Origin of the sequence: Sphingobium fuliginis, from assembly GCF_004152845.1 — a bacterium.
GTDB lineage: Bacteria > Pseudomonadota > Alphaproteobacteria > Sphingomonadales > Sphingomonadaceae > Sphingobium > Sphingobium fuliginis.
In genome coordinates this window covers 231175-244163 of record NZ_SEON01000003.1, presented here as the reverse complement: position 1 = coordinate 244163, position 12989 = coordinate 231175, and the positions used below count along the sequence as shown (strand labels likewise).

11 protein-coding genes are annotated in these 12989 nt (G+C 65.1%); 4 read left to right on the top strand and 7 right to left on the bottom strand.

Annotated elements, in window-relative coordinates; genetic code table 11:
- The first annotated feature begins 98 nt into the window (after positions 1-98).
- The gene (gene topA / locus EWH10_RS10020; RefSeq protein WP_130029975.1) at positions 99-2651 is read left to right on the top strand and encodes a type I DNA topoisomerase; all 2553 of its coding nucleotides are present in this window, start codon (positions 99-101) and stop codon (positions 2649-2651) included.
- Positions 2652-2769: 118 nt separating this feature from the next.
- On the opposite strand, the gene era is transcribed toward topA, so the two are convergent.
- The 4 genes from era to lepB form a co-directional block, all read right to left on the bottom strand.
- The gene (gene era, locus EWH10_RS10015) at positions 2770-3678 is read right to left on the bottom strand and encodes a GTPase Era (protein ID WP_065845989.1); all 909 of its coding nucleotides are present in this window, start codon (positions 3676-3678) and stop codon (positions 2770-2772) included.
- A 4-nt stretch (positions 3679-3682) separates the two neighbouring features.
- Positions 3683-4003, bottom strand: coding sequence for a GIY-YIG nuclease family protein (locus tag EWH10_RS10010; RefSeq protein WP_044662357.1), 321 nt, complete (start codon positions 4001-4003; stop codon positions 3683-3685).
- 84 nt (positions 4004-4087) lie between these two features.
- Complete coding sequence (gene rnc, locus EWH10_RS10005) at positions 4088-4801, bottom strand: ribonuclease III (protein WP_044662356.1); 714 nt, start codon at positions 4799-4801, stop codon at positions 4088-4090.
- Positions 4756-5577, bottom strand: coding sequence for a signal peptidase I (gene lepB, locus EWH10_RS10000; protein WP_025547367.1), 822 nt, complete (start codon positions 5575-5577; stop codon positions 4756-4758). Before lepB ends, rnc begins: the two co-directional genes overlap by 46 nt.
- A 234-nt stretch (positions 5578-5811) precedes the next feature.
- Between lepB and pgi the strand changes: the two genes are divergently transcribed.
- Entirely contained in the window at positions 5812-7317 is a 1506-nt protein-coding gene (gene pgi / locus EWH10_RS09995; RefSeq protein ID WP_044662355.1) for a glucose-6-phosphate isomerase, read from the top strand.
- Positions 7318-7481: 164 nt separating this feature from the next.
- Positions 7482-8828: a glutathione-disulfide reductase gene (gene gor, locus EWH10_RS09990; RefSeq protein ID WP_025547364.1), complete on the top strand. Its 1347-nt coding sequence runs from the start codon at positions 7482-7484 to the stop codon at positions 8826-8828.
- A 3-nt stretch (positions 8829-8831) separates the two neighbouring features.
- Here gor and EWH10_RS09985 read toward each other — a convergent pair whose 3' ends face one another.
- Together EWH10_RS09985 and EWH10_RS09980 are read right to left on the bottom strand one after the other, a co-directional pair.
- On the bottom strand, positions 8832-9539 hold the full coding sequence (locus tag EWH10_RS09985) for a 2OG-Fe dioxygenase family protein (protein WP_044662354.1): 708 nt from the start codon (positions 9537-9539) through the stop codon (positions 8832-8834).
- Positions 9540-9628: 89 nt separating this feature from the next.
- Complete coding sequence (locus tag EWH10_RS09980) at positions 9629-10414, bottom strand: SDR family NAD(P)-dependent oxidoreductase (RefSeq protein WP_044662353.1); 786 nt, start codon at positions 10412-10414, stop codon at positions 9629-9631.
- A 108-nt stretch (positions 10415-10522) separates the two neighbouring features.
- On the opposite strand from EWH10_RS09980, the gene EWH10_RS09975 reads away from it, so the two are divergent.
- Positions 10523-11419: a LysR family transcriptional regulator gene (locus EWH10_RS09975; protein WP_025547359.1), complete on the top strand. Its 897-nt coding sequence runs from the start codon at positions 10523-10525 to the stop codon at positions 11417-11419.
- A gap of 37 nt (positions 11420-11456) precedes the next feature.
- Here EWH10_RS09975 and EWH10_RS09970 read toward each other — a convergent pair whose 3' ends face one another.
- The gene (locus EWH10_RS09970) at positions 11457-12872 is read right to left on the bottom strand and encodes a helix-turn-helix domain-containing protein (protein WP_025547357.1); all 1416 of its coding nucleotides are present in this window, start codon (positions 12870-12872) and stop codon (positions 11457-11459) included.
- Between the last annotated feature and the right edge of the window lie 117 nt (positions 12873-12989).

The following is a 12989-nucleotide window of genomic DNA, read 5'->3' as shown; positions in this document are numbered from 1 at the left end:
GTGCGGAATGCGGCCTGCATCGCTGCGGCTTGACGGGGAGCGGAAACAGCTTTCAGACTCGCGCGTGTACGTGAGAGACAATTTGAACCGGGGCATGAATGCAGCTTGTCATCGTTGAATCGCCGGCCAAGGCGAAGACCATCGAAAAATATCTGGGCGGCGATTTCCATGTGCTGGCCAGCTATGGGCATATCCGCGACCTGCCGCCCAAGGACGGGTCGGTGGACCCCGACAACGGCTTTGCCATGAGTTGGGAAAATTATGGCGACAAGGGCAAGCAGCTCAAGGCCATAGCCGACGAAGCCAAGAAGGCGACCCGGCTGATCCTGGCGACCGACCCCGATCGCGAGGGGGAGGCGATAAGCTGGCATGTGCAGGAGGTGCTGCGGGCGAAGAAGGCGCTGCCGCAGAAGGTGGACCGCGTGACCTTCAACGCGATCACCAAGCAGGCGGTGACCGAGGCGATGGCCCAGCCGCGCGCGCTGGACGAGGATCTGATCGACGCCTATCGGGCGCGGCGGGCGCTGGATTATCTGGTGGGCTTCACCCTGTCGCCGGTGCTGTGGCGCAAGCTGCCCGGCGCCAAGTCGGCGGGGCGGGTGCAGTCCGTGGCGTTGCGGCTGGTCGTGGACCGGGAGCGCGAGATCGAAAGCTTCGTGCCGCAGGAATATTGGTCGGTCGCGGCCGAGATGGAGCAGGGCGGACAGGGGTTCGTCGCGCGGCTGGTGCGCTGGCGCGGCGAGAAGATCGAGCGGCTGACCATCGGCAGGGAAGGCGACGCCATGGCCGCGAAGGCGGACGTGGAGGCCGGGCGCTTCACCGTCGAGAAGGTCGAGACCAAGCCGGTTTCGCGCAATCCTCCGCCGCCATTCACGACCTCGACGCTTCAGCAGGAGGCGGCGCGCAAGCTCGGCTTCTCCGCCAGCCATACGATGCGGATCGCGCAGCAGCTTTATGAGGATGGCGCGATCACCTATATGCGGACCGACGGCGTGCAGATGGACGGCAGCGCCATCTCCGCCGCGCGAAAGGCGATCGCGGAGCGCTATGACGGCGGCTATCTGCCCGAAAAGCCGCGCCAGTACCAGACCAAGGCCAAGAATGCGCAGGAAGCGCATGAGGCCATTCGTCCGACCGAGTTTTCGCGCGACAAGGTGGGGTCGGGCGACCATGCGCGGCTGTACGACCTGATCTTCAAGCGGGCGCTGGCGAGCCAGATGGCTTCGGCGCGGCTGGAGCGGACGACCGTCGATCTGGTCGATGCGACCGGGCAGCATGGGCTGCGCGCCACGGGACAGGTGGTGATCTTTCCGGGGTTCCTGGCGCTCTATGAGGAAGGGCGCGACGATGCGGAAGACGATGATTCGAGGCTGTTGCCGCGCTTGGGCGTGGGCGACGCTCCCGCCAAGAAGAGAGTGACGGCGGAGCAGCATTTCACCCAGCCGCCGCCGCGCTATTCGGAAGCGTCGCTGGTCAAGAAGCTGGAGGAACTGGGGATCGGGCGGCCTTCCACCTATGCCTCGACTTTGCAGGTGCTGAAGGACCGCGACTATGTGCGGATCGAGAAGAACCGCTTCTTCGCGGAGGAGAGCGGGCGGCTGGTGACGGCCTTTCTGGAGCGTTTCTTCGAGCGGTATGTGTCCTACGACTTCACGGCGGGGCTGGAGGAGGAGCTGGACGATATTTCCGGCGGGCGGGCCCAGTGGCAGGCGGTGCTGGAAGCGTTCTGGCGCGACTTCAAGCCCAAGACCGCCGAGGTGATGGAGCAGAAGCCTTCCGACATCACGGCCGAGATGGACAAATTCCTGGAGCCGATGCTGTTCCCGCCCAAGGCGGACGGGTCCAATCCGCGTGCCTGCCCGATGTGCGGCGATGGGCAATTGTCGCTGCGCGGCGGGCGGTTCGGCGCGTTCATCGCCTGCTCCAACTATCCGGAGTGCAAATATACGCGCAAGTTCGGGCAGCCGGGCGGTGACAAGGATGGCGAGGACAAGGGACCGGAGGTGCTGGGCCAGCATCCCGAGACCGGGCAGGACATCGTCCGGAAATCCGGGCGGTTCGGGCCCTATATCGAGATGGGCGAGGGCAAGGAGGCGAAGCGCGGCTCCATTCCCAAGGATCTGCCCGATGGCGAGTTGACGCTGGACTGGGCGGTGAAGCTGCTGAGCCTGCCGCGCGAGATCGGGCTGCATCCTGAAACGGGGAAGCCCATCGTGGCGAATATTGGGCGGTTCGGGCCCTATCTGCTGCATGACGGCAAATATGGGCGGCTGTCCTCCACCGCGGAGATTTTCGAGGTGGGGATGAACAGCGCCGTGGCCAAGCTGGCCGATGCGGCGAACAAGGGCGGGCGTGGCGCTTCGTCGCGGGAGCCGCTGAAGGTGCTGGGCAAGCATCCGCGCACTGAGGCCGAGATCAAGCTGATGGCGGGGCGCTATGGTCCCTATGTGACCGACGGCACGACCAATGCGACGCTGCCCAAGACCATCGAGCAGGATGCCCTGACGCTGGAGGAGGCTGCGCAACTGATCGATGCGCGGGCTGCGGCGGCGCCTGCGAAGAAGGGGAAGAAGGCGCCGGCGAAAAAGGGTGCGGCGAAGAAGCCTGCCGCGAAGAAGGCGTCTGCCAAGAAGAAGGTGGCGGCGGAGTAATTATGCTCGTCATTCCCGCGCAGGCGGGAATCCATCTCCCATAAATTGTGCCTGGCGCAAGGTCAGGCGATGGATTCCCGCCTGCGCGGGAATGACGATGATTGATAAGCGGGTTGGCTTACTCCACCCAATCCAGGCCGATGTCGCGGTAGATGAAGCGGTCGTCTTCCCAATCTTCCTTCACCTTGACGTGGAGGTAGAGATGGACCTTGACCCCAAGCAGGCTGGCCAGTTCGGCGCGGGCCTTTGAGCCGATTTCCTTGAGGCGCTGGCCGCCCTTGCCCAGCACGATGGCGCGCTGGCTGGAGCGGCCGACGAGGATCTGCTGGTGGATTTCGACCGATCCGTCCTCGCGCTCGCTATATTTTTCCGTGTCGACGGCGGCGGCATAGGGGAGTTCGGCGTGGAGCTGGTGATAGAGCTGTTCGCGCGTGATCTCCGCCGCCAGCATGCGGTCGGTGGCGTCGGAGACCTGATCCTCCGGGAAGTGCCAGGGGCCTTCGGGCATGGCCCTGGCGAAGGCGGTCTTGAGTTCGGGAAGGCCGTCGCCGGTCGCCGCGCTGACGAAGAAGGTCTCCGCTATGTCGAGCTGTTCGTAGAGCCGCTGGGTGTGGACCAGCAGCTTTTCCTTGATGGCGATGTCGACCTTGTTGAGGATCAGCCATTTCCTCTCCGGCCGGGCGGCGAGGGCGCTGATGATCGGTTCCATCTTGGCGCCGAGGCCCGCCTTGCCGTCGACGATCAGCGCGATCAGGTCGGCCCCTTGCGCGCCGCCCCATGCGGCCTGCACCATGGCGCGGTCAAGGCGGCGCTTGGGGGCGAAGATGCCGGGGGTGTCGACCAGCACCATCTGCGCGTCACCCTCGATCGCCACGCCCATGACGCGGGTGCGGGTGGTCTGCGCCTTGGGGCTGGTGATCGCCACCTTCTGGCCTACCAGCGCGTTGACCAGCGTGGATTTGCCTGCGTTCGGGGCGCCGACTATGGCGATGACGCCGCAGCGTTGGGATTCAGGATTTAGGCTCAAAAAATCACTCCGTTCGCCCTGAGCTTGTCGAAGGGCTTTCCTTTTCTTGGTTCGAGCGCGCCAAGGTAGAGATGAGTGTCCAATCCTCGCGAATGAGAGCGAGTTTCTTGGCCCGGCTCCAGCCTTTGATTTGGCGCTCTGCTTCAAGCGCCTCCATACGGGTTCCGAACTCCTGCGACCAGACCAGTTTTATAGGGCGGCGGTTTTGGGTGTGGCCGGGGATTGCGCCTGCCTCATGTTGGGCGATGCGAGTTTCGAGATTGTCAGTGTGGCCTGTGTAGAAGCTGCGGTCGGCGCAGTGGAGCATGTAGGTCCAGAAGGGCAATGTCGTTCCAGAAGAAAGAAAAGCCCTTCGACAGGCTCAGGGCGAACGGGGTGGGGTTGTGTGCCAGTTGCGGGCGCGGGGCGGTTAAGCGGTGAGTTGGTCCAGCAATGCCTTTGCCGCCGCGGTTTCGGCTTCCTGTTTGGAGCCGCCGGTGGCACTCGCTTCGCCTGCGCCCTTGATGCTGACCGTTACCGTGAATTTCAGGGCGTGGTGGGGGCCGGAGCGGTCGGTCATCGCATATTCCGGCGGTTTGCGCTTGTTGGCCGCCGCCCATTCCTGGAGCGCGGACTTGGGGTGTTTGGGCGCGCTGGACTGGGTGTCGACGCGGTCGGCCCAGAGACGGCGGACGAGGGTGCGGGCCTCCTCCAGGCCGCCCTCCAGATAGAGCGCGCCGATCAGCGCCTCCATGACGTCGCCCAGCACATTGTCGCTGTCGGCGGCGCCGTCGTCGCGGGCCTGCTTGCCGAGCACCAGATGAGCCGGAACTCCGGCGCTGCGGGCGACTTCGGCGCAGGTCTCGCCGGAAACCAGCGCGTTGAAGCGGCGGGAAAGCTTGCCTTCGGGTTCGCCCGAAAAGCGGTCGTAGAGCCACTCCGCGATCAGCAGGCCGAGGATGCGGTCGCCCAGGAATTCCAGCCGTTCATAATTCACCGCATGGGCGCTGCCATGGGTTAGCGCCTGGTTGAAGGCGGCCGGGTCCTTCGGCGCGCGGCCGATCAGGGCGCTCAGCCAGCCTTCGGTGTCGGGTTTCGTCAAAAGCCTTCCCCGATGCGGCTCCAGCGCGCGGCGGACACCCATGTCCAGGGCAGCAGCCAGTTGGCGCTGCCGTCGGTCGAGAAGACGGAGATCATCGCCTTGCCGACCAGATTTTCCTCAGGAACAAGGCCGATGCCGCCGCCGTCGACCGCCGGGAAGCGGCTGTCGGCGCTGCGGTCGCGATTGTCGCCCATCATGAAGAGATGGCCTTCGGGCACCACCACCGTGTCGCGGTCGTCGGCCGCGCCGTCCGGCACCAGGTCGAGGACATTGTAGCTTTTGCCGCCCGGCAGCGTCTCCCGATATTGGGGGTAGCGGCACTGGCGGCCGCCGGGCACGGCCTCCTCGAACTTCGGGCGGTAGCAGGGGGATGGACTGCCTTCCTTCGCCGCCGCATCCTCCATATTGGGCGTCACGGGTATGACGAGGTCGGCCACCTTCTGCTTCGGAATGGCCTGACCGTTCAGATAGACGGTGCCCCCGCGCACGGAGATCATGTCGCCGGGCAGGCCGATGACGCGCTTGATATAGTCGTTCTTCTGGTTCGGCGGCGCCTTGAACACCACCACGTCGCCGCGCTGCGGCGTCGAGGCGAAGATGCGGCCGGGGATCAGCGGTATGCCGAAGGGCAGCGAATAGCGCGAATAGCCATAGGGCCATTTCGCCACCAGCAGATAATCCCCGATCAGCAGGCGCGGCTGCATCGATTCCGACGGGATGTTGAAGGGCGACACGATGAAGCTGCGAAGGACGAAGACGAACACCGCCAGCTTTGCGAGAAACCAGAGGAAATCCCGCGTTTCGGATTTTGCGCTCATGCTTGGTCGTCTTTTCCTTCAATTCGCCCTGAAAACAGGCCGTCGCGGCTTTTGCGGGTTAGTAAAGCCGCCGTCAAGCGGGCTAGAGACCAACGGGTTGTCACTTCATGCTGCCCCGCAGCCCGATTTTTCCCCTCGAACGGTGCAATAGCGGAACGACTTGGCTAGGATGGGCAAGAATCGACAGGTGCAGCGTCGGTATCGATCAACGGCAAAACAAGAGGATATGTCCCAATGTCCAGCCCTGCACTGGCAGCGCTCGCGGCTCTTCCCCAGGCCGATCTCAAGTCCATCTTCACCACCGATCCCGACCGGCTGAGCAAGTTCACCCTGCGTCAGGGGCCCGTGCGCTTCGACTGGTCGAAAACGCATCTGACCGACGAGCTGTTCGAGGGATTTCTGGCGCTGACCGAGGAAAAGGGCTTTGCCGCGCAGCGGGACGCCCTGTTCGCGGGCGAGGCGGTGAACAACACCGAGGGCCGCGCCGCCGAGCATCCCGCCGAGCGGGGCGAGGGCAATGCCGACAGCGTGGCGCGGGCCAAGATGTTCCATGCGCGGATGCGGGCGTTGATCGACGCCATAGAGGGCGAGGCGCTGGGGCCGATCCGGCATATCCTGCATATCGGCATTGGCGGGTCGGCGCTGGGGCCCGACCTGATCGTCGATGCATTGGGCGGCGACGGAGCGCGCTATGACGTCGCCATCGTGTCCAATGTCGACGGCACGGCGCTGGAGCGGGCGATTTCCCGCTTCGATCCGGAGGCGACTTTGATCGCCGTGGCTTCGAAGACCTTCACCACCACGGAGACCATGCTGAACGCGGCGAGCGCGATCAACTGGATGGTCGAGGCGGGGGTGGAAGACCCCTATGGCCGGGTGATCGCGCTGACCGCATCGCCCGACAAGGCGATCGAGTGGGGCGTGGATGAGACGCGGGTGCTGCCCTTCGCGGAGAGCGTAGGCGGGCGTTATTCGCTCTGGTCCTCCATCGGGTTTCCGGCGGCGCTGGCGCTGGGATGGGATGCGTTCGAGAGCCTGCTGGAAGGCGCGGCGGCGATGGACCGGCATTTCCGGCTGAGCGACCCCAGGCAGAACGCGCCGCTGATCGCCGCCTTTGTCGACCAATATTATGCGCGGGTGCTGGGATGCCAGACGCGGGCGCTGTTCGCCTATGACGAAAGGCTGCGGCTGCTGCCCTCCTATCTCCAGCAACTGGAGATGGAGAGCAACGGCAAGAGCGTGACGCGCGACGGCAAGCCCGTCGATGGACCGACGGCGGCGATCACCTGGGGCGGCGTCGGCACGGACGCGCAGCATGCCGTGTTCCAGCTGCTGCATCAGGGGACGATCCTGACGCCGGTGGAGTTCATCGCCTCCATCGAGCCGGGCCATGCGCTCGATCCGGCGCATCATCGGGCCTTGCTGGTGAACTGCTTCGCGCAGGGCGCGGCTTTGCTGCGGGGCAAGGATAATGAGGCCGATCCGGCGCGGGCCTATCCGGGGAACCGGCCTTCGACCACCATATTGCTGGACGATGTGACGCCGGAGGTTCTGGGGGCGCTGATCGCTTTCTACGAGCATCGGACCTTTGCCAATGCGGTGCTGATGGGGATCAATCCGTTCGATCAGTTCGGTGTCGAGCTGGGCAAGGAAATCGCCAGGTCCATCGAGGCGGAGGGGCCGAAGGGGTTCGATCCTTCGACCATGGCTTTGATCGATCTGGCTTTGGGCGGGGTTTGACGAATGAATCCCTCCCGTTTGTGGGAGGGGGGTGGCGTTGGGAGGCGCGCTTTGCTCGCGCCCACCCCCGGCCCCTCCCGCCTGCGGGAGGGGAGAAAGAAGATTCTGGTTTGTAACTCCGCTGGGGACGCTCCATATGCGGGCGCAATCTAGCGGAGGGATGGATGAGCAATTACGACTTCGACCTTTTCGTCATCGGGGCGGGATCCGGTGGCGTGCGGGCTTCGCGCGTGGCGGCGGCGCATGGCGCGAAGGTGGCGGTGGCCGAGGAATATCGGGTCGGCGGCACCTGCGTCATTCGCGGCTGCGTGCCCAAGAAGCTGCTCATCTATGGCGCGCATTTTGCCGAGGATCTGAAGGATGCGCGGCGCTTCGGCTGGAATGTGCCCGATTGCGGCTTCGAATGGACGACGCTGCGCGACAATGTGCTGGCCGATGTCGACCGGCTGGAGGGCCTCTACAAGAACACGCTGGACAGCCATGAGGTCGAACTGATCCCCGAGCGGGCGACGATCACCGGGCCGCATGGCGTGAAGCTGGCCAGCGGGCGCGAGGTCACGGCCAGATATATCCTGGTTTCGACCGGCGCCTGGCCCATCGTTCCCGACATCGAGGGGGCGGAGCATGGCGTGACGTCCAATGAACTGTTTCACCTGGAGGAATGCCCGAAGCGGATCGTGATTGTCGGCGGCGGCTATATCGCCAATGAATTTGCGGGCATCTTCCACCAGTTCGGCAGCCATGTGACGATCGTCAACCGGTCCAACACCCTGCTGCGCGGCTATGATGAGCAGATCCGCGACCGGCTGCTCCAGATTTCGACGATGAAGGGGATCAATTTCCGCTTCAACGCCGAGATGGAGAAGATCGAGAAGAATGAGGACGGCACGCTGTGCGTCCGGTTCAGGAGCGGCGATCCGATCGCCTGCGACCTGCTGGTCTTCGCGACCGGGCGCAAGCCGCATGTCGATGGGCTGGGGCTGGAGAATGCCGGGGTCGAACTGAGCGACAAGGGCGCGATCAAGGTCGATGAATATAGCCGCACGAGCTGCGAGAGCATCTATGCGGTGGGCGACGTCACCGACCGGATGCAGCTCACCCCGGTCGCGATCCGCGAGGGGCACGCCTTTGCGGATACGGTGTTCGGGGACAATCCGCGCACGGTCGATTATGATTGCGTGCCCTCCGCCGTGTTCAGCCATCCGCCGCTGGCGGGCGTGGGGCTGACCGAGGCGCAGGCGAAGAACAAATATGGGACGGTGAAGGTCTATACCTCCGACTTCCGGCCGATGAAGAATGTGCTGGCCGGGCGGGACGAGCGGGCGCTCTACAAGATGGTGGTGGACGCGACGACCAATCGCGTGGTCGGGCTGCACATGATCGGGCCGGATGCGCCGGAAATCCTTCAGGCGGCCGCGATTGCGGTGAAGGCCGGCCTCACCAAGCAGGAGTTCGACGACACCGTCGCCCTCCATCCCAGCATGGCCGAGGAGCTGGTGCTGTTGAAATAAGGATCAGGCGCCGGCCGCGAAGGTGAGGACGAGAGCGTCGCGCCAGGCGGGTTGCGCCGGGTCGACCGCATGGATTTCGGTGACGCCGTGCATGATGCGGTGGTCGTCGATCAGCACCGCGTCGCCGGGGCGGGCAAGGGTGAATTCGCCCAATGCGCCGCCCTCCGGCGTGCCGATGCGGGTGACGCCTTCGCGGACGTTGCGGCGTTCGACCAGCATGACGAAGACCCAGTCCACGCCGTCGCGGTGCATGCCTTCCGGCGTGGGGCGGCCCAGTTCCCCGGTGCGGGCCTCTATGCGGAACTGGTGGAGTTCGACATGCTGCCGTCCGGCCAGGGGGAAGCTGCGCGCGCAGAAGGCGAAGATCGCCTGCATCGCGCTATTGTCGATGGTGCCTTGCTCGACGGGATCGAACCAGCGCTGCACATCGCCATTCAGGGGATTATAGTCGCGGCTCTGGAAATGCGGCTGGTGCGGTTGGCGCGTGAAGACGCCCTGTTCGCAGGCGAAGGTCGCGTGGCGGCGGCGGCGATAGCGCCCTCCGTCCGCCATATAGAGGTCGGGGCCGAGATCGTCCCAGCTTCGCGCGAGCGCGTTCCAGCCGGCGGAGGGGAGCCGTTCGAACAGGTCTGCCCCGGACAGGCGGGCATAGCCGGCTTCCGCCAGTTCGTGCCGGAGGGGCGTGTCCATGAGAATGTCCGTGTCGCTCATCCGTCCTTCCTATCCGGAGAGACAGACGAGCGACAGGGCCAGTTCCCGCAAGCAGGATATGGATCGGGCGCCCATATCGGGCGCCCCTATCAGGCTATGGTGGGGACGATCCCGCCCTCCGCCCGGATCGCCGCGCCATTGGTGACGGCGGCGAGCGGGCTGGCGAGATAGGCGACCATCGACCCGATCTCGTCCGCCTCGATCAGCCGGCGGACGAGGGAGAGCGGGCGCAGCGTCCGGAAGAATTCCGCCTCGCGTTCGGCCTCCGGCGCGTCCTTGTTTTCGACCACCGACTGGATGAAGTCGACGATCCCCTCCGAACGGGTGGGGCCGGGCAACACCGAATTCACCGTCACGCCGGTGCCGCGCGTCTGTTCGGCCAGTCCGCGGGCGATGGCGAGCTGGGCGGTCTTGGTCATGCCGTAGTGGATCATCTCGCCGGGGATCACCAGCGCGCTTTCGCTGGCGATGAAGATGATGCGGCCCCAGTTCTTCGCGATCATGCGCGGGAAATAATGACGGGCGAGGCGGGCGCCGCTGACGACGTTGACCTCGAAGAAATGATGCCAGTCCTCGTCGGAGATTTCGGTGAAGGGCTTCGCTTCGTAGATGCCGAGATTGTTGACGAGGATGTCGACGTCCGGAGCGGCTTCGATGAGCGTGGCCGCGCCCTGCGCCGTCGCGGGATCGGCCAGGATCGGGCGGACCCTGCCTGACTGGGCAAGCTGCGCGGCCGCATCGTCGAGCTTGGCCTGATTGCGGCCGGTGATCACGACCTCCACACCTTCTTCGGCAAGGCGCCTGGCGATGGCAAAGCCGATCCCGGCGGTCGATCCGGTGACGAGCGCGGTCCTGCCGTTGAGTTTCAGATCCATGGGGCAACTCCTGTTCTGCGTGAGTGAACGCAGAAATAGGAGAAGGGATCATTGATGATTAGAATGATCGTCGTCACTATAGAAGTGATTTCAGATCATGAGCGATGCATGGACAACCGCTTTGGGGATATAGAGACGTTTCTGGCGGTGGCGCAGGAGGGCAGCCTTGCCTCCGCCGCCAGGGCCTTGCGGCTGACGCCGTCCGCCGTCAGCCGCAGCATCGCCCGGCTGGAGCAGCGGCTGGGCGTAACCCTGCTGCGGCGGACCACGCGGTCGCTGGCGCTGACGATGGAAGGGGCCGCCTATCGCGACCGGATGTCGGCGCTGATGGCGGAAATGACCGATGTCGAAAGCAGGCTGGGGCAGGAGGAGCAGGGACCGCGAGGGCTGTTGCGGGTGAATGCCTCCGTATCCTTCGGCATCCACTGCCTGTTGCCGATCCTGCCCCGCTTTCTGGCCCGGCATCCGGCCGTGACGGTCGATCTGGCGTTATCCGATGCGGTGGTGGACCTGGTGGAGGAGAGGGCCGACATCGCCATCCGGATCGGGCCGCTGCGCGATACGCGGCTGCGCGCCAAGAAGCTGGGGCGCAGCCGCATGGTGCTGGTCGCCAGTCCCGCCTATCTGGCTGCGCGGGGCATGCCGCTCAGGCCGGACGATCTGGACGGGCATGACTGCCTGCAGTTCAGCTTTCGTCGATCGGTGGACAGCTGGGCCTTCCGGATCGGCGGGCGGACGGTGCAGCGTCCGGTGCAGGGGCGTTTCTTCGGCAATTCGGGCGAGGTCGTGCGGCAGATGGCGATCGCGGGCGGCGGCATAGCGCGGCACGGGCGCTTTCACGTCGCCGCCGACGTGCGGGAAGGGCGGCTGGTCGAGGTGCTGGGCGATTTCAGCACGGGGGAGGGCGAGGATATTCACGCGCTCTATTCCGCGCAGGACCGGCTGGCGGCGCGGGTGCGGGCTTTTCTCGATTTTCTGGAGGAGGAGCTGGAATTGCCGGATTAGCCCAGCGGTCTGGGCGCAGCGAGGAAAGCGGTGTGCCTTAGCCGATCCAATAGGGCACGATCTGGCGATTGTCGGGATCGACGCGGATCGGGCGGTCCGCGGGCGGGAAGGCGCGTTGGTCGCAGCTCTGGCGGGGGCAGAGGCGGCAGGTGATGCCGATCGGGGTTGCCGCGCCCTCCACCTCCAGTTGCAGGCCGTCGGCATAGACGAAATTGGCGGCATGCGCGATTTCGCAGCCCAGCACGACGGCGAAGCGGCGCGGCGTGCGGCTGTAGCTGCCGGAGGGTTTAACCAGACCCTTCGCCATGGACACATAGCGGACGCCGTCGGGCGTTTCGCCCAGTTGCACGTTGATCCGGTCGGGGACCGCGACCGCTTCATGGACGTTCCATAAGGGGCAGGCGCCGCCGAAGCGGGCGAATTGCAGGCGGGTGGCGCTGTGGCGCTTGGTGATGTTGCCCGCCATGTCGACGCGGCAGAAGAAGAAGGGGATGCCGCGCAGGCCGGGCCTTTGCAGCGTCGAGAGGCGGTGGCAGGCCTGTTCGAAGCTGACGCCGAAGCGGCGCGCGAGACGGTCTATGTCATGGCGGACTTCGCGGGCGGCTTCGCGGAAGGGGGCATAGGGCATCAGCAGCGCCCCCGCCGCATAATTGGCGAGGCCGATGGCGAGCAGCCGGTCCGCGCCGGGCACGGGCAGCGCCGCCCTGTTGACCACGTCCGCGATCACGGCCTGCCCCTCCAGCATCATCAACTGGTGGGCGAGCATGAATTTGCGGCTTTCGGTGGGCAGGGCCGCGTTCACGAACAGGCGCTTTTCGCTGCTGGTATAGGAGCGGAGCGCGGAATCCGGCGTTTCCGCGATCAGCGTTTCGATGCCGTGGCGGCGGGCCAGCGCCTCCACCAGCATGCCTTCGTCCAGCGTCTGGCCGGCGGTGAAGCTGGCGGCCATGTCCTCCGCCAGGCAGTCAAGGACATGGACGTAATTGCCCGCTTCGTGGAACCAGTCGCGCGCCGCTTCCCAGGGCAGGCGGGCCTGCACCGCATGATCGTTGGCAATGGCCTCCTCGATCATGTTGATGCGTTCATTGGCGCGCATATGGGCATTGTAGAGGTCGACATAGCGCGCCGCGAATTCGGGGAAATGCAGGTGCAGCTTCTCGATCCGTTCCGGCTCCATCGGCACGCCGGGCAGTTCGGGATGGGCGAGGGCGAAGGTGAAGGCGCCCAGAAGCTGTTCCTCCTCCCGGCTGTCGAAGCTGGCCCAGTCGGTGGGAAAGGCGCTGGCGACGGCCGCCTTGACCTTGGCCGTCAGGGGGCGGTCGTCATTCTCAAGCTGGCTGAGATAGGATACCGATATGCCAAGGGCCTGGGCCATGGTCGCCTGGTCCATGCGATGGTCGAGACGGAGTTGGCGCAGGCGCGGTCCTGCGAAGATTCGATTGCCACGAGCCATGGATCGTCCATAATTTGCAAAATCGCGATTTGCAAATTGGCAAAATTGCATTTGCGAAAATGCGGAAAGATTGGGAAGGGGCGGACATAGACGTCCGCGACAAGCCGGAGAAAAGCC